Origin of the sequence: Clostridium nigeriense (genome assembly GCF_050585265.1) — a bacterium.
Classification (GTDB): domain Bacteria; phylum Bacillota; class Clostridia; order Clostridiales; family Clostridiaceae; genus Clostridium; species Clostridium nigeriense_B.
Genome location: NZ_JBNOOE010000012.1, coordinates 52,926 through 75,765 on the forward strand (window position 1 = coordinate 52,926; position 22,840 = coordinate 75,765).

At 25.6% G+C, this 22,840-nt stretch carries 19 protein-coding genes; 18 read left to right on the forward strand and 1 reads right to left on the reverse strand.

From position 1 onward, the window contains the following. Window positions 1-55: 55 nt before the first annotated feature. The 10 genes from ACQPVP_RS11770 (at window position 56) to ACQPVP_RS11815 (ending at window position 11,764) form a co-directional block, all read left to right on the forward strand. Window positions 56-1,045 (forward strand): Rpn family recombination-promoting nuclease/putative transposase, encoded by a 990-nt coding sequence (locus tag ACQPVP_RS11770; protein ID WP_430850168.1) that lies wholly within the window; start codon window positions 56-58, stop codon window positions 1,043-1,045. A gap of 122 nt (window positions 1,046-1,167) precedes the next feature. Further along, window positions 1,168-1,662, forward strand: coding sequence for an RNA polymerase sigma factor (locus tag ACQPVP_RS11775; protein WP_430850170.1), 495 nt, complete (start codon window positions 1,168-1,170; stop codon window positions 1,660-1,662). Further along, the gene (locus ACQPVP_RS11780; RefSeq protein ID WP_430850172.1) at window positions 1,652-2,761 is read left to right on the forward strand and encodes a hypothetical protein; all 1,110 of its coding nucleotides are present in this window, start codon (window positions 1,652-1,654) and stop codon (window positions 2,759-2,761) included. The genes ACQPVP_RS11775 and ACQPVP_RS11780 overlap by 11 nt, the downstream gene beginning before the upstream one ends. Before the next feature lie 165 nt (window positions 2,762-2,926). Next, entirely contained in the window at window positions 2,927-3,097 is a 171-nt protein-coding gene (locus ACQPVP_RS11785) for a hypothetical protein (protein ID WP_430850174.1), read from the forward strand. A 94-nt stretch (window positions 3,098-3,191) separates the two neighbouring features. Continuing rightward, on the forward strand, window positions 3,192-3,419 hold the full coding sequence (locus ACQPVP_RS11790) for a Uma2 family endonuclease (protein WP_430850254.1): 228 nt from the start codon (window positions 3,192-3,194) through the stop codon (window positions 3,417-3,419). Between the two features lie 80 nt (window positions 3,420-3,499). Next, a complete protein-coding gene (locus ACQPVP_RS11795; RefSeq protein WP_430850175.1) occupies window positions 3,500-4,519 on the forward strand; it encodes a Wadjet anti-phage system protein JetD domain-containing protein in 1,020 nt (339 codons plus the stop codon). Then, window positions 4,516-6,141 carry a hypothetical protein gene (locus ACQPVP_RS11800; protein WP_430850177.1) on the forward strand — a complete coding sequence of 542 codons (1,626 nt, stop codon included), beginning with the start codon at window positions 4,516-4,518 and terminating at the stop codon, window positions 6,139-6,141. Before ACQPVP_RS11795 ends, ACQPVP_RS11800 begins: the two co-directional genes overlap by 4 nt. Further along, a complete protein-coding gene (locus ACQPVP_RS11805; protein WP_430850179.1) occupies window positions 6,142-6,855 on the forward strand; it encodes a DUF6063 family protein in 714 nt (237 codons plus the stop codon). It abuts the gene before it with no gap. Next, entirely contained in the window at window positions 6,848-11,233 is a 4,386-nt protein-coding gene (locus ACQPVP_RS11810) for a hypothetical protein (protein WP_430850181.1), read from the forward strand. The genes ACQPVP_RS11805 and ACQPVP_RS11810 overlap by 8 nt, the downstream gene beginning before the upstream one ends. Before the next feature lie 63 nt (window positions 11,234-11,296). Then, the gene (locus tag ACQPVP_RS11815) at window positions 11,297-11,764 is read left to right on the forward strand and encodes a DUF3990 domain-containing protein (protein ID WP_430850183.1); all 468 of its coding nucleotides are present in this window, start codon (window positions 11,297-11,299) and stop codon (window positions 11,762-11,764) included. A gap of 133 nt (window positions 11,765-11,897) precedes the next feature. Here ACQPVP_RS11815 and ACQPVP_RS11820 read toward each other — a convergent pair whose 3' ends face one another. Continuing rightward, complete coding sequence (locus tag ACQPVP_RS11820) at window positions 11,898-12,053, reverse strand: hypothetical protein (protein ID WP_430850184.1); 156 nt, start codon at window positions 12,051-12,053, stop codon at window positions 11,898-11,900. 297 nt (window positions 12,054-12,350) lie between these two features. Between ACQPVP_RS11820 and ACQPVP_RS11825 the strand changes: the two genes are divergently transcribed. The 8 genes from ACQPVP_RS11825 to ACQPVP_RS11860 all read left to right on the forward strand — a co-directional run bounded on the left by ACQPVP_RS11825 (window position 12,351) and on the right by ACQPVP_RS11860 (window position 22,829). Continuing rightward, window positions 12,351-14,345, forward strand: a complete 1,995-nt coding sequence (locus tag ACQPVP_RS11825; RefSeq protein WP_430850186.1) for a YgiQ family radical SAM protein — start codon at window positions 12,351-12,353, stop codon at window positions 14,343-14,345. 52 nt (window positions 14,346-14,397) lie between these two features. Then, the gene (locus ACQPVP_RS11830; protein WP_430850188.1) at window positions 14,398-15,198 is read left to right on the forward strand and encodes a RelA/SpoT domain-containing protein; all 801 of its coding nucleotides are present in this window, start codon (window positions 14,398-14,400) and stop codon (window positions 15,196-15,198) included. 343 nt (window positions 15,199-15,541) lie between these two features. Continuing rightward, a complete protein-coding gene (locus ACQPVP_RS11835; RefSeq protein WP_430850190.1) occupies window positions 15,542-16,723 on the forward strand; it encodes a class I SAM-dependent methyltransferase in 1,182 nt (393 codons plus the stop codon). Between the two features lie 267 nt (window positions 16,724-16,990). Then, window positions 16,991-17,266, forward strand: coding sequence for an ArsR/SmtB family transcription factor (locus ACQPVP_RS11840; protein WP_430850192.1), 276 nt, complete (start codon window positions 16,991-16,993; stop codon window positions 17,264-17,266). Between the two features lie 4 nt (window positions 17,267-17,270). Continuing rightward, entirely contained in the window at window positions 17,271-18,608 is a 1,338-nt protein-coding gene (locus ACQPVP_RS11845; RefSeq protein ID WP_430850194.1) for an MATE family efflux transporter, read from the forward strand. Then, entirely contained in the window at window positions 18,583-20,901 is a 2,319-nt protein-coding gene (gene gshAB / locus ACQPVP_RS11850) for a bifunctional glutamate--cysteine ligase GshA/glutathione synthetase GshB (RefSeq protein WP_430850196.1), read from the forward strand. The genes ACQPVP_RS11845 and gshAB overlap by 26 nt, the downstream gene beginning before the upstream one ends. A 266-nt stretch (window positions 20,902-21,167) precedes the next feature. Next, window positions 21,168-22,205, forward strand: coding sequence for a M42 family metallopeptidase (locus ACQPVP_RS11855; RefSeq protein ID WP_430850198.1), 1,038 nt, complete (start codon window positions 21,168-21,170; stop codon window positions 22,203-22,205). A gap of 123 nt (window positions 22,206-22,328) precedes the next feature. Next, a complete protein-coding gene (locus ACQPVP_RS11860) occupies window positions 22,329-22,829 on the forward strand; it encodes a DedA family protein (RefSeq protein WP_430839757.1) in 501 nt (166 codons plus the stop codon). Window positions 22,830-22,840: the final 11 nt, after the last annotated feature.

Consider the following 22,840-nt stretch of genomic DNA (forward strand, 5'->3'; position numbering starts at 1 on the left):
GTTTAATATAATAAAGGTAATAAATTAAACAAAAGATAAACAAGGAAGAAAAATAATGAGTAAAAATATAAAAAAGGATATTCATCATATACATGATAAGAGCTATAAGGATTTATATTCAAAGAAGGAAATAGCAGTAGATTTATTTAAGTCATTAGTTGATAAAGAATGGACTAAGCATTTGATTCCAGAAAACTTAACACTAGTTAATAAATCTTATATAACAGCAGATTATGAAGAGTTAGAGTCTGATATTGTTTATAAAGCTAATCTTAATAATACGGAAGTATATTTTTATATATTATTAGAATTTCAATCAACAGTGGATTATAGAATGCCACTTAGGCTATTATTTTATATGTGTGAAATATTAAGAGAGCATGCTGTTAATGCAAAGCATAAAAAGTATGATAAAAATATAAAAATTCCAGCTGTAATTCCTATTGTTTTATATAATGGAGAGGAGAAGTGGGATGTTCCTAGAGAATTCAGAAAAATGATTTATAATGAAGAGCTTTTTGGAAGTAATATTTTAAATTTTACTTATGATGTTTTTGATATAAGTAATGATGAAAAGTTTAATAAAGAAAATCTTGTAATAAGTAAAAATGTTACATCTGCAATATTTTTATTAGATCAAAAGGTAGATGCTTTAGAATTTTTGGAAAGAATAAAAGTTATAGCGTTATATTTTAACTCTCTTTCGGAAAGTGAAATTAAAGCAATTAAGAATTGGATTAAGAATACTGTAGTTAAAGAATTGGCAGATTCAGCTATAAAGATATTGGAAGCGGATAAAATGGAGGTTGAGCTTATGGTTGCAAGAAATGCGTTTATACTAGAAGAAATGAGAGATAAAGCAAAAGAAGAAGGTAAATCAGAAGGAATAAAGGAAGGGATAAAAGAAGGAATAAAAGAAGGAATAAAAGAAGGAATAAAAGAAGTAGCCATAAAATTACTTGATATATTGGATGATGTGACTATTTCGGAAAAGACTGGATTAGATATTGAAAAAGTTAAAGAGTTAAGGAAGTTAAATTCCTAAATTGGGAAGTGTGATAATAAATTATGAAAACTCATCATTAAGGTGAGTTTTTTTACTATTATTTATTATGCAACATTTGAGGGGCCTATTTTGTATTAAAGGTGAAAGGGGATGAGTGTAGCATGAATGAGTTTTCTTTACCTAGGGAAGAACTCCTTTTGATGATTTTAGAAAAATATAATACCATGGTTTATAGATTAGCTTTTTCAAGAACAAAAAGTAGTCATGATGCTGAAGATATAATGCAAAATGTTTTTATGAAATTTATAAAGTCTGATGTTAATTTTAAAAGTGAAGAGCATATAAAAGCTTGGTTAATAAAAGTAACTATTAATTTAAGTAAGAATTTATTAACTTCAGCTTGGTTTAGAAAGACTACAGCATTAGAGGATGACTTAGTTGTGACAATGAATGAAGAAAGTGAAGTGTATAAATTTGTATTAGATTTACCAAGTAAGTATAGAACTGTTATACATTTATTTTATTACGAAGATATGACTACTGCTAATATTGCAGAGGTATTAAATATAAAGGAATCAACAGTTCGTTCTCAACTTCATAGGGCAAGAAATATGCTAAGGGAAAAAATGAGAGGAGATGAGTGCTTTGAATTTTAAAGATAGCTATAAAAAAGATAATGAAAATATTAAGCCAAGGAAGGAAGTAGTACTTAGTTTATCCAATAAGATGAAAAGTTATAATGAGTCTAGGGTAAGGAAAAAAAGTAAATTTAATTATAAAGTAGCATTTTCAATAGTAGCAGCATTATTAATAGTTTCAGTTCTTGTTTTTGCTAAAGAAAAATTAGAATTTAATAATATGTTAGCCAATAAAGACTCAAATAATATTGTAGAAAATCAAAGTCAAGAAAATGAATCTAGTAATTCTGAATATAATAAAACTAATGATAATATAAAAGAAGAACCTATTAAAAAAGGTATATATGTACCAAAGCAGCAACTTGGAGTAATAGATCCAAATGTTCAAGCTTGTAGGGTAGCAACTTTAGTATATAAGGGACGGATTTATACTATGGGAGGTACAGAACTTTCTTTAGAAGAAGGGAAAGCTTTAATGGATAAAAAAATAGGGGTTACATGGGATTTAATAAATGAAATTAAAGATAACGGAACTTCGGCAGGTTATGTAGACTTAGAAACTTTAAAGGACTTTGCAAGTTTCGGAGAAGGTGATGAAGTTTATACTGTAAACGGATATGATGAAAACTTTAGATTAATAACCTATACTAAAAATGAATATGGGGAATTTATTAGTCTTTGGGAATGTTTAAATGACTTTATACTAGCAGATGGTAGCGATGTTTTTGGTACGATGAATATAAAGAATAATATAGAAAATGCTACTTGGGAAACCTTTAATAATTGGAATTATGGAACTTTAGATGAAAAGGAAGTTAGTATAGATGATACATTAAATAACTTTATAGATTCAATGTATAAAGGTACACCATATTCACTAGAAGATGAAGAGTTAAGAAATGAATTATTTAATAAAGAAAGTAATTATTCTAGTGGAGAAGAATATTTTGAAGCTAATGAAGAAAGACAAAAATTTATATTTCTTAAAATGAAGGATGGGACCAAAGTAGAAATAAGATTATTTAAAGAGGGGTACATTTATTATTCAGGATTAAATTTTGCTTTTAAGATAGACGAAGAATCCTTCAATAATATGTGGAATAAATTAACGATATAGACAGTGTGGATTTCCTTCCTTCAACTTTAAAGTATAACTATTAATTTTGTGATGACTTGGAGCTTGCGACGAAACAAGGAGTATAATATTTATCTCCTTTTTTATTTTATAAGGCTTGAAAATAGGATATAATAAAGTTATAAATCTAAATAAAGGAGAGGGAAAATGGATTTAGCAGTAAATAACCATATATCTTTAGATGAATATTTAAGAATGAGAGAACAAAGCAATGAAGTTTTAGAGTATATAGATGGATTAGTTTACATGTCTCCATCACCTTCAACAAAGCATCAAAGAATATCAAGTAAATTGCAAATAAAAATAGGTATTTATTAGGAAAATCTTGTGAAATATTTTCTGCTCCTTATGATATAGAATTAAAAAAGAGGGAATAGAAGGTACAAAGATAGTTATACCTGATTTAAGTGTAATATATGATAAAAGTGGATTTACAGAAACTAAATATATAGGGGTACCATCATTAATAATAGAAATACTTACTCCATCTAATCAATCTCATGATTTAATAACAAAACTTAATTTATATATGAAGTATGGAGTGAAAGAGTATTGGATTATAAATCCTATGTTAGAATCAGTAACTATATATACATTAAATAATGAAAATATGTATGAGCAACTAGATATGAAAACATAAATAGGAGTACTTAAGTCTAAGGTTTTAGATGCTTTTACAGTAAATCTAAAAGATATTTTTTAAGTGATTAGAGAGGAATTATGAAGTTAAAAGATAAGTTTAATAAAAAAAAGATTACAATAGAAGAAATAGAGAAAACATATAAAGTAAACACATATAATGATTTATATAATTTAGTATCAAAACTTATAGAAAATAATGAAATAGAAGCAATTAAAAGTAGTGGTGGTAATGGTAAGAAACCAGCCTTATATAAGAGATACAAAATTGTTGAAAAAGAAGAAGATAATTCATTATATATAGAGGAACTTGATTATAAAATATTAAGTAAATTCAATATTAGTTATTATAAGAAAAATATAAATAAATATAAAGAGCATAGAGAGTATATTTTGGAATTAAATACATTTATTAAAGAAAATGAAGAATTGTTAAAAATACCTTTATCTATGAATGAAAGATCATTTCAAATATGGGGGAGGGAGAAATTCTTACAAAGAGAAGACGGGAAGTTAATATTAAAAAATCTTGGTTTGAATTTAGATTACTTAAATTATTATGACACATCTGAGCCACTTGCCTATTATTCAAAATCTAAAAAAGTTCCACAAAATATTTTAATATTAGAAAATAAAGATACATACTACACAATGAGAAAATATTTGATAAATTCAAATAATATTATTTTAGGTAAAGAAATAGATACAGTAATTTATGGAGCAGGAAAAGGAATATTAAAAGCTTTTAAGGATTATGAAGTATCTGTTGAAGATTACTTATCCAGTAAAGAAAATAAGATATATTATTTTGGAGATCTTGATTATGAAGGAATTATAATATATGAAAATTTTTACAATAAATTTAAAAATAAATATAATATAAAACCTTTTATAGAAGGTTATAAAAAGATGATTGACAAAGTTAATAATATTAATAGTTTGCCTAGAACAAAAGATGGTCAAAATAGGAATATTAATGATTACTTTTTGAAAGAGTTTTCAATGAATTATAGGGAAAAGATTGAAGAAATATTGGAAAGAGATTTATATATCCCACAAGAGATAATAAATATTATTGATTTACAAATGGAGGAAAAATGAAATTAGATTTTTTAAATCAACATCATATTAGGATGAAAAAAATAGGAGCATATTCGTTATTATTTAGAAATAGTATTTCTAAAAGAACCTGGGATAAATATGGCTTTATAGAAGGTTATGAGCAGGATAATTTAGTCTTTTCGGTACTATTATATATTATGGAACAATCATTAAAGGAAGAAATTTGTACTATTGATGATATTGGAGAATTTATAGATGAAATAAACTCTATATATTATAAGAAAAGTATTTCTTATGAGGAGTGTAAAGAACTTGCAGAGTTTGTTGTTAATGTAATTCTTTGTGATGAAGGAAAGGCAATGTATTTTAAGGCTTTAAATTATAAAAAAGCAGAATATGATGATATAAATGTAAGCTTCTTAAAAAACTCTATGGAATATATAGAAGGAGTTAGACGTGTATCTTATTCTTTAACAGATGCAGGCTATGAATTAATTTTATCAACATTAGAAGTAGAAGAAAGCTTAAAATTAACCATTCAGGAAATAATATTTAAACTTCATTTAGATAAAGCTTCCTATGATAAAGCTTTAGATGATATGAAAAATATTTTTAATAATATGAGAAGAAGAGTTCAAAAAATGGAAGATGACATAAGAAGAATTAAGGAATCTCCACTTACTTATTCTGTAGGTGAATACAAATCAATGATGGAAGGTAATATTGAAATTCTAAATGAGAATAAAAAGAAATTTTTAGCACATAAGCTAGCCATTGAAGAAAAAATTCAGGTTTTTGAAGAAAAAGATATTCATATTAAAGATTTAAATGAGGAAGAAATGGAAAACTTAATGAATTTAAGATTTATAAATGAGTATCTTGGTAGAACTATAGATGAAGAACAAAGAATATTAAAAAGTCATTTTGACTTAAAAAGAATTTATGGTGAAGAACTTGAAAATATATCAAAAATGGCTCTTATTGAAAGATTCGATATTAAAAAGGAAGTATTTAATAAGATATTAGAAAATCCAAATAAATTAGATAATATTCATTTATTATTTTCAGCACTTTTTACTAGAAATCCAGATAAAAATTATAATTTAAATAAAGCATTTCAATTTCAACAGCCAGTAAGAGAGAAGGATAATGAAGATGATGAAGAGATTTTATCTTTTAATGAGGAAGATATAATAGAAGCAGAAAATAAGAAAAAGCTAGAGCGTATTGAAAAATGTAACAAGATAATTGAATTAATATTAGAGTTTGCATGTGAAAAAGATAAAATTACTTTAAGTGAAATTAATAATAAGATTAAGGAAAGTGAAGTATTAAAAGATGTACTTATACCAACTGTAGAGATATTTAGAGAAGTTATTATTGAAATGCTAAAAGTTAGAGATATAAATATTAAGGAGCTACAAGAAGAAAGAAAAACTTCAATTGATAATAATGAAATAGAGTTTCAACTTAATAAAAGTATATTAGAGATTATTGATAGAAATGATTTATTATCAAATATATTAGAAATTAGAATAAATAAAGTAGAGTTTGGTGAAGATGTTAAGCTTGAACATGTAAAAGATAAAAATGGAGATTATAAAAATTTTATTTGCTCTGATATAGTTTTTGAAGTTTATAAGAAAAGAGGGGTTATATAAATGGATTATTCAATAGAAGAAATAAAGGTAAGTAATAAAATATTATATTATTTATTAAAAAATAAAGAATTAAAAGAAAATGAAAAAGAACTATATAAAGCTTATTCTGAAAATGAAAATATAGCAGATCTTGTAAAAGTAGCGGGAGAAGAAGTAGAGTGTGAAGTTAAGAAGTTTGGAGCTACTATATATTTAATTCCTAAAGAAGATAATGACTTTTTAGGCTATTCTAAAGGGGAATTAAAGAAAGAACTTTGTAAATCAGGGGCTAATGATAAAGATTATTATTTATCACAATTTATTATTTTAACATTAATAGTTTTATTTTATGGCTCAACAGGTCTTAGCAGTAAGTGTAGAGAGTTTATTAAGGTTGGAGAGTTTTTAAATATTATAACTGACAAGTTAAGAGAAGGTGTTGAAAGATCTGGTGAAGCTGATGAAGATAAAAATGGTATAGCTTATACTAATATATTAGAAAGATTTGAAGCTTTAAAAGCTAGTGATAAAAAAAGTACATCTAAAACAACAAAAGAAGGTTTTGTACATACTATATTAAGCTTTTTAGACAAACAAGGGTTAATTTATTATATTCAAAATGATGATATGGTAAAAACAACTCAAAAATTAGATAATTTTATGGATTGGCATTTATTAAATAAAAATAATTATAATAGAGTTCTTAGGGCGTTAGGAGAGGCAGTATATGAGTAATATAAATAATATTAGAATTGTAAATTTAAATTACAATAATAATACTATGAAAATAGATGATGAAATATTTTATTTTGATGGTGATAATACCATGCTTAATTTAAGAAATGGTGGAGGAAAATCAGTTTTAGTTCAAATGATGATGGCACCATTTGTTAATAGAAGACATAGAGATTTAGGGGATAGACCATTTGAGAGTTATTTTACTAGTAAAACTCCTACATACATATTAGTTGAATGGAATTTAGAAGATAATGCAGGTTATTTATTAACAGGAATGATGGTTAGAAAAAAAGAGTCATCATCAGATGAAAATTCAAAGGATAAGTTAGATATAATTAATTTTATTTATGAATATAAGAATAAAAATGAATATGATATAAAGAGAATTCCAGTAATAGAAGAGGATAGTAAACATAGAAGAATAAAAAGTTTTGCTAATTCAAAAAAACTATTTGAAGATTTAAAGAAGGATAATAATTATAATTTCAATTATTATGATATGAATAATTATACTACATCAAAAGCATATTTTAATAAACTTCAGGAATATGCCATTGATAATAAAGAATGGGAAAATATTATTAGAAAAATTAATTTAAAAGAATCGGGATTATCTGAGCTATTTAAGGAAGCTAAAAATTCAGAAGGATTAATAAAAAATTGGTTTTTACCAACTATAGAAAAGAAGTTAAGTAAAGATGAAGATAGAATAAAAAATTATAAGGAAATAATAACGAGATATATTATTCAATATAAAACTAATAAAAGTAATATAGATAGAAGAAACAAAATAGAGTTATTTAATGAAAGATCTATAGAAATTTTAGAAATAGCTAATAATTTTAAAGAAATGATTTTAATTAAGGAAAGTCATGAAAATAAGATAGCTAATTCAAAAAAATACTTTTATGATGAGATTTTATCTAATGAAAATATTTTAAATGATATTGAAAAATTAATAGAAAATGTACTTAATGAAAAAAGAGAAATTAAATATCAAGAGCTTTCTATGAAAATATATAACTTTTTAGATGAATTAGATGTTATTAATGAAAAAATTAATAATGATAATAGAGAAAAAGAAAAGTTTGAAGAAAAAGTAAATTTATTAAATAAGGAAAGAAATATATTAAGATGTGCAGAAATTTACGAAGAGTATAGAAATACATCTAAAGAGTTATTAGAAGTAGAAAATAAAATTAAGGTTTTAAAAGAGGAACAGGGAGATAAGGAACCAAGGATAAATGATTTAGGATTTTCTATTTTAAATTTATTAAACTTAGAATTAAGTAAGTTAGAAGAAGAAGTGTCAGTATTAGAAGAGGAAAAAGATGCTTTAAATAATAAGCAAATAAATTTAAATATATCACTAAAAAATAATAGAGTTTTTGAAAATAATTTAAATAAGAATATTGGTTCATTAAAAGAAAAGTTAAATAGTTATAATAAAATTGAAGATAAATTTAATAAAAAATATGGAGATAATTTATCAAGAAATATTACAGGATACTATAACGATGAGGATTTAATATCATTATCTACAGAAATTATTAACTCGATAGATTCACTTAATAAGAAGAAGATTGATGAAGAAAAAAGAAATTCAGATTTAAATGAAGAGCTTAAATCAAAAAAATCTTTAAAGGAAATTAAAAATAATCAAATAAGTCAATTAGAGTTAGAGCAAGATTATAAAAATAGAAAGTTAATAGAGTATGATAATGAACTTGAAAAAAGAAAAGATATATTAAAATACTTAGATGAAGATGAAAGTATAATTTTTAATCAAGATATAATTATTGAGAAATTAGAGAAAAAAACTCAAATATTAAATAATGATATAAGAGAATTTAATAAAATTTATGATAAACAAGCAAAAGAATTAAATACGCTAAAAACAGGTAAGGTTTTAGAGTTACCAAAAGAGCTTGAAATAGAGTTAAATAAAAGAGATATAGATATTATTTATGGGATGAAATGGCTAAAGAATAATGGATATTCAAAAGAAAAAAATGAAGCTATTGTAAAAACAAATCCTTTTATTCCTTATTCATTAATTATGGATAGAAATAAAATAGAAATTTTAAAGGAAGAGAAGCTTGAAGCTTTTACATCAAGTCCGATTGCAATTATTGATAGAGAAAAGTTAGAAGAGAGCTTAATTAATGATAATTATAATATTATAGAATGTAATGGAGTTAATTTTTATATTTCCTTTAATAATAAACTTTTAGATGAAAAGGAGTTAAATAACTTAATAAAAGAATATGAGGAAAATATAAATAGTTTAAATAAAAAAATATCAGAAAAAGAAGAGGTAAAAGACTTCTATTTAGATAAAAAAGCTTTTATAAAAGAATCATCTTTAACTAAAACAATCTATGACCAATTGCTAGATGAAATAGATAAAATTAAAGAGAAGATTCTAACCAATAAAAAGGAAATAATATCACTAATTAATAAATTAGGTGAAGTAGAAAATGAAATTAAAAAGAGTTCAGATACAATAGATAATTTAAAGCATCAAATAATAATATTTAATAATAAAAATGATGATTATGCTGAATTATGTAAAGAATATGAGGATTATAAAAATAATAAGAAAGCTCAAGATGAAAATGAAGAAAAATTGAAAATAATAATAGAATCAATTAAAAGTGAGGAAATGTTATTGGAAGAAACTCTACAAGAGTTAAAGAGAAAAGAAGAGTCTAGTAGAAATTGCAATGATTTATTAAATAAAGTTAAACTTGACGTTAAAAATTATTCTTCTTATGAAGAAGGGAATATTATAAAAAAGGATTTAGAAGATTTAAAGTCCGAATATAATGCGTTAGTATCAGAAATAAAAAATTCTTATGATGAATTAGTAGAAAAAAAGAAAAGTCTTAATGAAAAGTATTTAATAATTCAAAAGAAATTAACGGACACTGCTTCAAATTATAAATTAGTAGATGAAGATTATATTAATGTTACTCCTAATTATTCAAGAACTATTGAAACTGAAAATGAAATAAATAAATGCGATAAAGAAATAAACAATATTAAAAATGAAATAAATAAATTAGAAGTTGAAAGTGCAGAAATAAAAACAAATATTCAGCACTTAAAAGAAGAAATTAATAAGTTAATAAATACTTTTGAGCTTAAAGGAAGAAATCTTATTTTTAATAAAAATTTTGATGAAGAGTTAGCAAAGTTATCGGTAAGGGAAAAAGAATTATATTTAAAGAAGGAAGAAAAGAATAAAATTATTAATGATCTTAGAATATATGCAAGTTCTTTAGAGCAATTTGATTTTGAAATAACAGAGGTTATAGAATTAAATTTAGATGAGGTTAATTTAAAAGAATATACAGGTAAGTTAAATAGAGATAATAGAATAAATAATGAAAATGTTAATAAAGCAAATAGGAATTTAGAAAGAATTGTAGAAAAATTAAGTAAAGAAGAAGTATTTATTGAAGATTCATTATTTAAGGAATCTATAGCTGGGTTATTAAGCTTTGTAAACAATCCAGAAAAGTTTATTGCTCAACTAAATATAATATTACAATCTTATAATACAATTATAGAAAAACTAAAAGAAGACATAGAGTTAATAAATAAAGAGAGAAATAATATTATAGATAATATTATGGAATATATATCTATTGTTCACAAAAATATTAGTCAATTAGATAATAATTCATCTATTGATATTAATGGTAAAAGGGTGAAAATGCTAAATATTATTCAACCTGACTTTGAAGAGAATGAGGAAGTTTATAAAATAAGAGTAAAAGGCTTTGTTGAAATCTTAAGAAATCAATGTATAGATTTATTAGAGAAAAATGAAAATATTAGTGAGTTAATAGATAATAGAGTAAATATAATTAAGTTATATGATGAAGTAGTAGTTATTAGTAGTATAAATATTAAATTATATAAAATAGAAGAGAATAAACAAAAGCAAATTAGTTGGGATGATGTTTCTAAAAATTCAGGGGGAGAGGGATTCTTATCTGCCTTTGTAATTTTATCAAGCTTATTATCCTATATGAGAAAAGAAGAGAAAGATATCTTTACAAGGAAAGAAGAAAGTAAAGTATTGATTATGGATAATCCTTTTGCTCAAACTAATGCAGCACATCTTTTAAAACCTTTAATTGATATTGCTAAAAGAAGTAATACTCAACTTATATGCTTAACTGGATTAGGTGGAGACTCAATTTATAGTAGATTTGATAATATATATGTATTAAATTTAGTTAATTCAAAACTGAAGAATGGACTTAGATTATTAAAGTCAAATCATATAGTTGGTGATGAAGAGAAGGAAGTTTTAGTATCTACCTATACAAAGATAGAAGATGAACAGATAAAGTTATTTTAAAGTAATAAATTTAGTATGTTATAATTAGTAATATTATATATTGGAGGATAGGAGGAATAGATTATGCCAAGAAACTTGGAATTAATATATCATGGAAGTTATATGAAGATAGAATTTCCTGAAATTCGTAAGCATAGATTTACGAAAGATTTTTCATGGGGATTTTATTGTACAAAAATAAAAGAACAAGCAGAAAGATGGTCAGAAAAATTTAATACGTCAATAGTAAATGTTTATGAATTTAAAAATATTGATTCATTAAACATTAAGATATTTGAAGATTATAGTGATGAATGGCTTGAATTTGTAGTAAGTTGTCGTAGTGGAAATACACATGATTATGATGTTGTTATGGGACCTATGGCAGATGATACTATTTATGACTATATTGAAGCATATAAACTTGGACAGATGAATAAGAAAAAGTTTTTTGAATTAATGAAATTTAAATATCCAACTCATAAAATAAGTTTTCACACAATTAAGGCTTTAGATTGTATTAATTTTATTGAAAGTTATCAAATTAAATAATTTATATAAGAAATATAATTTGAGGCTGTAATATACAGCCTCTCAATTTTTTAAACTCTGTAAGGAGTTTTTTCTTATTATGCATTATTCATTGTAAATTATTCATTAAAAAGCTATTCAAAGACAGCTTTTTCTAAAACCCTTTTTTCTTTGCCTCAACTCCACTTTCATTTAGAGCGGGCTCTTCTGTAGTAAAGTTATAATGATTGTTAGCAAATTGGTTTTGTGTTTTTGATCCATTTTTCAAGTAATTTTCTTTAGAATGTTTTTTTCTATTTTGATTTTTCATATGCTTTCCTCCTAAAAATATTAGTCATTTATATTATTAGAAGATTATTTAAAATTATGAATTAAAAATATTTTTAAATTTAATTTATAAAAAATAAAATCTAGAGGGGAGATAAATTTATTAGTATATAGGTTTTATTTTGGAAATTATTATAGTAACATTATGTAATTTAAAAAAATAAATGATTTAATTCATTTATAATGTTATAATCAATAAGCAATATGATAATTTTAAATGTAGGAAAATTAACTTTTAGTTTAGAATAAATTATCTAATTAATAAAAAGTAGGTGTTTAAATGTCAAGTAATAGATTTCTACCAATAAGCAAAGAAGATATGAAAGAACGTGGATGGGAGCAATGTGACTTTATTATAGTTACAGGGGATGCCTATATTGACCACCATAGCTTTGGAACAGCAATTATTTCTAGAGTCTTAGAGGATGCCGGATATAAAGTTGGTATTATCCCACAACCAGATTGGCATAGTACAGATGATTTTATGAAGCTTGGAAGACCAAGACTTGCTTTCTTAGTTAATGGAGGAAACATGGACTCCATGGTTAACCATTATACTGTAAGTAAGAGACCTAGGGAAAAGGATCTTTATACTCCAGGTGGAAAAATGGGAGCAAGACCAGATAGAGCAACTATAGTTTATTGTAATAAAATAAGAGAAGCATATAAAAACATTAATGTAGTTATAGGGGGAGTAGAAGCTAGCTTAAGAAGAATGGCTCACTATGACTACTGGGGTAATAATGTAAGAAATTCTATATTAATAGATAGTGGTGCTGACCTTTTAATTTATGGAATGAGTGAAAGGCAGATTGTAGAAGTAGCAAATGCATTAAATGATGGCTTTGAAGCTAAATATATTAGACACGTTAATGGAACTACATATGCTATAGATTCATTAGATGAAATTTATGGAGATTACAAATTATTACCTTCAAAAGAAGAGGTTACAAAGGATAAGATGAAATATGCTGAAGCCTTTAAAATTCAATATGAAGAACAAGATCCAGTAAGAGGAAAAGTTCTTGTTCAAAAGCATGCTGATAGATATGTAGTAAGTAATACTCCAGAAATGCCACTTACAAGAGAAGAGTTAGATAAGGTTTATGCACTTCCATATACAAAAGAGTCTCATCCTATATATGATGAGTTTGGTGGAATAGCAGCTTTAGAAGAAGTTAAATTTAGTATAGTAAGTTCAAGAGGATGTTTTGGTAACTGTTCATTCTGTGCAATAACATTTCATCAAGGAAGAGCTGTTCAAAGTAGAAGTGAATCATCAATATTAGATGAAGCAGTTGAAATAACTAATCTTAAAGATTTTAAAGGATATATACATGATGTTGGAGGTCCAACAGCAAACTTTAGAAAACCAGCTTGCAAAACTCAACTTACAATAGGTGCATGTAAGAGCAAACAATGTTTAACTCCAAAACCATGTAAAAACCTAATAGTTGACCATAGTGAATTTTTAGGAATCTTAAGAAAAATAAGAAAGCTTCCAAAAGTAAAGAAGGCCTTTGTTCGTTCAGGATTAAGATATGATTATATAATGGCAGATAAGAATGATACATTCTTTAGAGAATTAGTTGAGCACCATGTAAGTGGACAATTAAAAGTTGCTCCAGAACATGTAGCTGCTAATACTTTAAAATATATGGGGAAACCATCAGGAGATACTTACGATAGATTTAGAGAAAAATTCTTTAAAATTAATAAACAGTTAGGAAAAGAGCAGTATTTAATTCCATATTTAATGTCAAGTCATCCAGGTAGTGGATTAAATGAAGCAATAGAATTAGCTGAATATTTAAGAGATACAAAGTATCAACCAGAACAAGTTCAAGATTTTTATCCAACACCAGGAACTTTATCAACAGCTATGTTCCATACAGGAATAAATCCGTTAACAGGTGAAGAAGTTTATGTTCCAAAAACAAGGGAAGAAAAAGCAATGCAAAGAGCACTTCTTCAATTTAAAAATCCTAAGAACTATAACCTAGTTCATGATGCTTTAGTCAAGGCTGGCAGAGAGGACTTAATAGGTAATGGACCAAAGTGTCTTATAAAATCAAAGGCAGATAGATATCTTGCTAAGGTTAAAAAAGAAGAAGCAATGGCAAGAGGAAATTCTAAATCAAGAAAATCTAACTCAAAACAAGGCTCTAAAACTAAATCATCTTCAAAACCAAGTTCAAAATCTAAGTATGGAGAAGTTAAAGGAAAAGGACAAAAGTCAAGAAACAGTAAGAGCACTAGTAGAAGGGGAAGATAAAATATTAAGATTATTTATTGGAGTAACCCTATAACTAAAGGAGAACTAGTAAATGAAAAAAAGTTTTAATATAGATAACTTTGTATTAAAATATCCACATGTGGAGCAAATAATTAAAGATAATAATATAGATGTTGAAGTATTAAAGGATATATATAATGATTTTGTAGATTATGAAGTTTCTTATGAGAATCAAGCAGACTTTATAGCTAATATTTTACGTTCTCAGCCAATGGTTCATTCAGTAAAATCAAGAATAAAGGAACCAAATAGATTAATTGAAAAAATTATAAGAAAAACTGAAGATAGAAAATTAAAATATGGTAACAACTTTCAATTTGCTCTAGATAATTATAAGAATGAAATAAATGATTTAATTGGAATTAGAGTTATACATATATTTAAGGATCAGTGGCAGGATATTCATGAATTTATAACTAAGACTTGGAAGGTTATTGAAGTTACTGCAAATGTTAGAGAAGGAGATAATACCAAGAAGTTTGAGGAACTTAATATAGAGGTTAGATCTAGAATATCAGGATATAGATCAGTTCACTATTTAGTAGAACTAAATTTTACCCATGAATACACAACAATTGCTGAAATTCAAGTTAGAACAATATTTGAAGAAGGATATGGAGAAATAGACCATTTATTAAGATATTCGCATTATCAAATTCCTGAAATATTAGCATCCAATCTATTATTATTCAACAGAATTGTAGGAAGTGCCGATGAAATGGCATCTTTAATTAATGATCTTAGTAAAGAATGGTTTAGTAAAGAAGAAGAATTATTAAAAATAATAGAAGAGCAAAAAGAAGAAATAGAAAAATTAAAAAGTTTAGAATAAGTGAAAAGCAGATTTGAATTATCAAGTCTGCTTTTTGCACTTCAATATACAATAAACCTTCTTCACCGAATGGAAGTTCATTAAGAATTAAAATAGAGATAAAAGTTAGCTATGTAAAAATTATGATTATTAAGATATTAATATGTATATAATAAAAAATAAATATTATAAAAACGATCACATAAAAAATATGTTTATTTATAGTATATCTAATTTGAAAAAAATATATTTTAAGTTAAATTGACATAATAATATCAAAGTTTTAAAATTAAAGAATATTTTAGATTTAAAGGTAAAAAATAGAATATAAAACTTTATAACAAAGAAAGAAGTGTTATCAACTATGTCATTAGAAAGTATGATTATTAAAAAATATTTTAAACAAAATGATCAAACGCCTTTTAAGGTCATATTTAAAGATGGAGAAGTATTAGATATGGGTGAGGGAGACCCTAAATTTGTAATCAATGTAAATGGAAATATAGACAAAAAGTTACTACTTAGTAGTACATCATTAGCCTTGGGCGAAGCTTATATGGATAAGACCTTAGATATGGAAGTAGGAGATTTATATGATGCTTTAGATATTTTATTAGGGAAATTAGATGAATTTGACGTTGACGAGAGTGCATTAAGTAAATTAATATTTACATCAACATCTAAGAAAAATCAAAAGAAAGAAGTAACTTCCCATTATGATATAGGAAATGATTTTTATAGTCTTTGGTTAGATGAAACTATGAGTTATTCATGTGCATATTTTAAAAATCAAGATGATACTTTATATGAAGCACAAAAAAATAAAGTTGAGTACATATTAAAAAAATTACAACTTCAAGAAGGTATGACTTTACTAGATATAGGATGTGGTTGGGGTTACTTGCTTATTGAAGCTGCTAAAAAATATAAAATTCATGGAGTTGGAATCACTTTAAGTGAACAACAGTATTTAAAATTCAAAGAAAGAATTAAAGAAGAAAATTTAGAAGAATATTTAACAGCTGAGTTAATGGATTATAGAGATTTAGAAAAAAGCAATTTAAAATTTGATAGAGTTGTAAGTGTAGGAATGCTTGAACATGTTGGTAGAGATAACTACAATCTTTTCTTTAAAAATGTAGATTCAGTGTTAAAGGATCAAGGAGTATTTTTATTACACTATATTAGTGGAAGAAAAGAACATCCAGGAGATCCATGGATTAAAAAATACATATTCCCAGGTGGAGTTATTCCGAGCTTGAGAGAAATCATAGATATAGGTAGTGAGTTTAATTATTATACATTAGATGTAGAAAGCTTAAGAAGGCATTATCAAAAAACACTACTCTGCTGGTATAGTAATTATAAAGATAATATAGATAAAATTTCAGAAATGTTTGATGAAAAATTTGTTAGAATGTGGGAATTATATTTAGCTTCTTGTGCAGCATCTTTTCATAATGGAATGATAGATTTACATCAAATTGTATTTTCAAAAGGAAACAATAACACATTAGAAATGACTAGAGACCATTTATATAAATAATATAAATTGATAATGCGTAATTGATAATGGATAATTAAGGATGTTTTGCACAGCAAAACTCAAATTCAATTAATGCGAAGAACTTTTTATTAAAAATTCGCTACGATTTTTTTCCTTAATTATGCGTTATGCATTATCAATTATCCATTAAAAAATGCATGCATTTTTTTTGCTATTGACTAAATATAGATAATAATCTATATTTAATAAAGAATATATAGATATATATCTATATACAAATAATGAATAGGAGATATTGGGATTTAAATGAGTAAAGATTATGAGATGAATATTAAAGTGCTTAAGGCATTAGGGGAAATAAACAGACTTAAGATTGTAGATATGCTATCTTCAGGGGAAAAATGTGCATGTATAATATTAGAAAGCTTTCAGTTTACTCAACCAACCTTATCACATCATATGAAAGTATTAATGGACTCTGGTATTGTTAAATGTAGAAAAGAAGGAACTTGGATATATTATAGTTTAGATCATGAATTATGTTCTGATTTTTTAAGTTTCTTAAAAAATATTTTGGAGTAATATAATGAGAAAGGTTGATTTAACTAAAGGAAATGTATTGAAGGTTTTAGTAACTCTAGCATTGCCAATAATGGGAAGTTCTTTATTACAGTTTACTTACAATTTAATAGATATGTTATGGGTAGGAGCTTTAGGTAGTGATGCAGTAGCAAGTATAGGTTCATCTAGCTTTTTTGTTGGACTTGGTTATTCAATTAATGCTTTTGTAGTTATAGGAACTGGAATAAAAGTTGCTCATTCAATTGGGAAAAAAGATGATAATGCTGTTGAAGAATATATATCTAATGGAATTATTTTAAATGCAATTGTAGGTGGAATATATTCCTTAATATTAATAATCTTTGGTAAAAGCTTTATACAGTTCTTAAATTTAGGAAACACTATAGTTGAAAGAGATGCATATATTTATTTAGTAATTAGTGCACCTATGCTATTTTTTTCTTTTTTTAATACATTGTTTATTAGATTGTTTAATAGCTTTGGAATTAATAAATCTGCATTAAATATAAGCGCAGTAGGTGTAATAATTAATATGATATTAGATCCAGTAATGATTTATATTTTAAAGCTTGGAGTTACTGGAGCTGCAATTGGAACTCTAATTGCAAATGGTATAATGTTCTTGCTTTTTATTAAAAAATCACGAAATTTGTATAATTTTAACTTTAAAATAGGATTAAATTATAATAAGATTAAGGAAATTACAATTTTAGGATTGCCAATGTCCTTTCAAAGAGTATTATTTACTTTAGTAAATATATTATTGGCTAGAATAATTGGAAGCTTTGGCTCAGAAGCTATAGCAGCCCAAAAAATTGGTTTACAAATAGAATCCGTGGTATATATGGTAGTAGGAGGACTAAATGGGGCTATAGCAGGTTTTGTTGGGCAAAATTTTGGAGCTAAAAAATATGAAAGAATAAATAAAGGTTATAATACAGCTATTAGTATAGGAGTTATATATGCTTTAGGTATAAGTATTTTATTTATATTTACTCCAGAAGTACTAGTAAGGCTATTTATTAGAGAAGAGAATACAGTATATATTGCAAGTAATTATTTAAGAATAATTGGGTATTCTCAAATTTTTGCTACTATTGAAATGATATCTAATGGTGTATTTACAGGCTTTGGAGTACCAAAGATACCTGCTCTTATAAGCATTGGATTTACAATTCTTAGAATACCATTAGCCATGATACTTACAGTATTTTTTGATGTTAATGGAATATGGATAGGGATTTCAATATCTAGTATTTTAAAAGGAACAGTAGCATATTTAATATATAAATTTAAAATATGGAAGGTGTATAAAGATGTTAGATGTGATTCAGTCACTTAATTATAAAGAAGGGTTATTAAAAGGAAATTATGGAATAGAGCGTGAAACATTAAGAGTAGATGAAGACGGGAAGTTAGCTTTAACTAAGCATCCAGAGGTATTTGAATGTAAAATTACCCATCCATATATAACAACCGATTTTTCTGAAAGTCAAGTAGAGCTTATAACTCCACCATTAAGAACTATAGAAGAGGTTTATAATTTTGCAAATTCTCTTTATGATATTACTGCTTTAGAGCTGAAAAATGAATATTTATGGCCACAATCAATGCCATGTAGTATTCCAGAAGATGATTTAATACCTATAGCAGATTATGGAAAATGCAAAAGTGGTGAAGATGCTAGTGATTATAGAAAAAAACTTTTTAAAAAATATGGGGGGAAAAAACAATTAATATCAGGAATTCATTATAACTTTTCTTTTAGAGAAGATTTAATTAAAGATTTATATGAAAAAATAGGTGATAGTGAATCATATAGAAATTTTAGAGATAATATTTATTTAAAAGTAGTTAGAAATTATTTAAGATATAGATGGTTATTAATTTATCTTTTAGGTGGAACTACTACTATGCATGAAAGCTTTGGAGAAAAATGTGTAGTAGATTTGGATAGGATATCTAAGGATAGTTTTAGTAATGAAGGTGCTATTTCTTATAGAAATAGTGAATGTGGTTATAAGAATCCTATAGATCTATATCCCAATTATACTTCTGTAAAAGAATATGTTGATAGTGTATATAAATTTATAGATGATAAATTAATAGATAGTCATAAGGAACTTTATACACAAATTAGATTAAAGGCTATGGATAATACTAGATTTTTAGAGTCCTTATTAGAAAAGGGAATTAATTATTTAGAGATTAGAAGTATAGATATTAATCCTTTTAGTAAAGCTGGGATATCTTTAGAAGATTTAAACTTTATTAATTTATTTACTATTTTCTTACTTATAAAAGATGAAAGTACTTATGAAAAATGGCAAGAAGAAGCTCAAAATAATCAAAATATAATATCAATGTATGGACAAATGGATGTAGTTTTATATAAAGATGGAGAAACCATTTCTAAAACTAAATGGGCTTTAAATATATTAAATGAAATGAAAGAAATAAATAATAAATTATCATTAGGAAAAGAAATCTTAATTGATAATATGATAGAAAAAGTTAAAGATCCTAAGTTAACTTATGCATATAGAATATCTGAAATGGTTAAAGAGGAAGGATTTATAGAAAGCCATTTAAGATTAGCTAAAGAATATAAGGAAGATGCTTATAAAAATAGATTTAAATTAGAAGGCTTTGAAGATTTAGAACTTTCAACTCAGATACTAATGAGAGAAGCAATTAAAAGAGGTATAACTGTAGAAGTTGTAGATAGATCAGAAAACTTTATTTCTTTAAAGAAGGGGAACCATAAAGAGTATGTTAAGCAAGCTACTAAAACTTCTAAGGATAGTTATATAACTGTATTAATGATGGAAAATAAGGTAGTAACTAAAGAAATATTAAAGAATAATGATATAGTAGTTCCAAAGGGAGATGAATTTTTAAGTCTAGATGAAGCTTTAAGAAATGCCTGTAGATATGTTAATAAAGCTATTGTTGTTAAGCCAAAATCAACTAATTTTGGACTAGGAATTTCAATATTTAAAGAAGGGCCTAAGGAAGAAGATATAAAAGAAGCATTTAAACTAGCTTTTGAACATGACAATACTGTTTTAGTAGAAGAATTCATAAAAGGAAAAGAATATAGATTCTTAGTAATTGGAGATAAGGTACCAGGAATTCTTCATAGAGTACCTGCTAATGTTTTGGGAAATGGAAAAAGTTCTATAAGAGAATTAGTTGAAGAAAAAAATAAGAATCCTCTTAGAGGAAAGGGATATAAAACTCCATTAGAAAAGATAAATTTAGATGATAATGCAAGATTATTCTTAAAGCAAATAGGAAAAGATTTTGATTATATACCTAAGAATAATGAAGTAGTATATTTAAGAGAAAATTCAAATATAAGCACTGGTGGAGATAGTATAGACTATACAGATGAAATACCACAAAGATTTAAAGATATAGCAGTAGAATCTGCAAAAGCTGTAGGGGCTAATATTTGTGGTGTTGATATGATGATAGAAGATTATAAGGATGAAAATTCTAAATATGCAATAATAGAACTTAACTTTAATCCGGCTATTCATATTCATTCTTATCCATATAAGGGAAAAGAAAGAGAAATAGCAAAAGAGGTAATAAATATATTAGGATTTCTAAAAGAAAATAATAATTAAATTACATTATTGTAATTGTAACTTTTTAAAATTATCTAGAGGAGATAGCTTATTAAATCAGCTATCTCCTTTTATGTTTTTATTTTTTTACTAAACCAATTGTTTTCTTGTAGACATATACTGCTTGATAAATATATAGTAATAAAATATGGATAGAAGTAGCAATAATAATATTAAATGTAGTAAAATAGAATAAAAGAATAATTGACTTTAGGTTTCAATTTTTGGACCTAGTAGCGTGAATTTTGAAAGGAGTTTTAATTAAGATGGAATATAAAATTAATAGGGAATATGTACTTAGTACAGCTAAAAAAATACTTGAATTCGATAGTCCAACAGGTTTTTGCTTTGATATTATGAAAGTAATTGAAGAAATTGCATCAGAATTTGGGTATAAATTTGAAACAACTAGAAAAGGTTGTGGGGTTATTACTATTCCAGGTGAAAGTAATGAAAAAGTAATTGGACTTTCTGCACATGTAGATACTTTAGGTGCAATGGTTAGATCAATAACTAGTAATGGTACATTAAAGTTCACATTGTTAGGTGGACCGATTCCAGCAACTATGGATAGTGAGTATTGTAAGATTAGAACTAGAGATGGAAAGATATACACAGGAACATTTTTAAGTACTAGTCCAGCTGTTCATGTTTATCCAGATAGTAAGGATAAAAAACGTGATCCAGAAAATATGGAAGTCAGAATTGATGAAAAAGTTCTATCAAAAAAAGATGTTGAAGATTTAGGAATATGTCCAGGTGATTTTATATTTATTGATCCTAAAACTACTATTACTGAAAGTGGGTTTATAAAGTCTAGATTTATAGATGATAAAGGTAGTGTATCAGCATTAATGGGGTTATTAGAAGTATTTAATAGAGAAAAAATAACTCCTAAATATAAAACTAAAATATTTATTTCTGTTTATGAAGAAGTAGGTCATGGATCTTCATATATACCTCAAGATATAACTGAAATGATAGCTGTTGATATGGGATGTATTGGTGATGATTTAAGTTGTACTGAATATGATGTGTCTATTTGTGCTAAGGATTCAGGTGGACCTTATGATTATAATATGGTTACTGATTTAGTTAATTTAGCAAAAGAAAATAATATTAGATATGCGGTAGATATATATCCAATGTATGGTTCAGACGTTGGAGCAGCGTTAAGAGGTGGAAATGATATAAGGGGAGCGCTTATAGGACCTGGAGTTCATGCATCTCACGGAATGGAAAGAACACATTATGAAGCTATTGAAAATACTATAAAATTACTTATAGCATATTTAATGTATTAAAGAATGTAATTTTTAATACAGTTTAGAAACTTTTAAGAAAAATTATAATTTATATTAAGGTTATATTAAGAAAGATGGGGTAAACTAAAAGTCGTTAAAAAGATGACTTGGAGAGTTGATAGAATGGATAGTATACAAATCGTAATTGAATATTTTGCAAGATATGGCTTAATATTTGTATTTATAATTATTTTTTTAGAGTATTTAAATTTCCCCGGTCTTGGGGCTGCCATAATAATGCCTGCAATAGGAATGGCAGCTGCAAAGGCTGGAATAAGTTTTTTTGTAGCACTTATAATTTCAGTAATAGCTGGAGCCTTAGCAAGTTATGTTTTATTTGGAATATCATATTGGTTCGGTCAACCAATATTAACTAAGATTTATAATAGATTTCCTAAGACACGGAATTCTATAGATAAGGTTTGCTTATATATAGAAAATTATGGGGATAAGGGAGTTTTATTTATAAGATTAGTTCCAGCAGTTAGAACATTAATTCCTTTTGTTGCTGGAATGTTTAGAATGAATATAATTAAATTTTCAATTTACTCAACTATTGGAATTGCAATTTGGAATGCAGCTTTTATTTATGCAGGATATGCCTTTGGATATTTTTTTATTTAATATATGACATA

What these genes read in the sequence shown, in the direction of transcription:
- ACQPVP_RS11770 (WP_430850168.1), top strand. Translation starts at nt 56, where the DNA reads ATGAGTAAAAATATAAAAAAGGATATTCATCATATACATGATAAGAGC.
- ACQPVP_RS11775 (WP_430850170.1), top strand. Translation starts at nt 1,168, where the DNA reads ATGAATGAGTTTTCTTTACCTAGGGAAGAACTCCTTTTGATGATTTTA.
- ACQPVP_RS11785 (WP_430850174.1), top strand. Translation starts at nt 2,927, where the DNA reads ATGGATTTAGCAGTAAATAACCATATATCTTTAGATGAATATTTAAGA.
- ACQPVP_RS11795 (WP_430850175.1), top strand. Translation starts at nt 3,500, where the DNA reads ATGAAGTTAAAAGATAAGTTTAATAAAAAAAAGATTACAATAGAAGAA.
- ACQPVP_RS11800 (WP_430850177.1), top strand. Translation starts at nt 4,516, where the DNA reads ATGAAATTAGATTTTTTAAATCAACATCATATTAGGATGAAAAAAATA.
- ACQPVP_RS11805 (WP_430850179.1), top strand. Translation starts at nt 6,142, where the DNA reads ATGGATTATTCAATAGAAGAAATAAAGGTAAGTAATAAAATATTATAT.
- ACQPVP_RS11810 (WP_430850181.1), top strand. Translation starts at nt 6,848, where the DNA reads ATGAGTAATATAAATAATATTAGAATTGTAAATTTAAATTACAATAAT.
- ACQPVP_RS11815 (WP_430850183.1), top strand. Translation starts at nt 11,297, where the DNA reads ATGCCAAGAAACTTGGAATTAATATATCATGGAAGTTATATGAAGATA.
- ACQPVP_RS11820 (WP_430850184.1), bottom strand. Translation starts at nt 12,053, where the DNA reads ATGAAAAATCAAAATAGAAAAAAACATTCTAAAGAAAATTACTTGAAA.
- ACQPVP_RS11825 (WP_430850186.1), top strand. Translation starts at nt 12,351, where the DNA reads ATGTCAAGTAATAGATTTCTACCAATAAGCAAAGAAGATATGAAAGAA.
- ACQPVP_RS11830 (WP_430850188.1), top strand. Translation starts at nt 14,398, where the DNA reads ATGAAAAAAAGTTTTAATATAGATAACTTTGTATTAAAATATCCACAT.
- ACQPVP_RS11835 (WP_430850190.1), top strand. Translation starts at nt 15,542, where the DNA reads ATGTCATTAGAAAGTATGATTATTAAAAAATATTTTAAACAAAATGAT.
- ACQPVP_RS11840 (WP_430850192.1), top strand. Translation starts at nt 16,991, where the DNA reads ATGAGTAAAGATTATGAGATGAATATTAAAGTGCTTAAGGCATTAGGG.
- ACQPVP_RS11845 (WP_430850194.1), top strand. Translation starts at nt 17,271, where the DNA reads ATGAGAAAGGTTGATTTAACTAAAGGAAATGTATTGAAGGTTTTAGTA.
- gshAB (WP_430850196.1), top strand. Translation starts at nt 18,583, where the DNA reads ATGTTAGATGTGATTCAGTCACTTAATTATAAAGAAGGGTTATTAAAA.
- ACQPVP_RS11855 (WP_430850198.1), top strand. Translation starts at nt 21,168, where the DNA reads ATGGAATATAAAATTAATAGGGAATATGTACTTAGTACAGCTAAAAAA.
- ACQPVP_RS11860 (WP_430839757.1), top strand. Translation starts at nt 22,329, where the DNA reads ATGGATAGTATACAAATCGTAATTGAATATTTTGCAAGATATGGCTTA.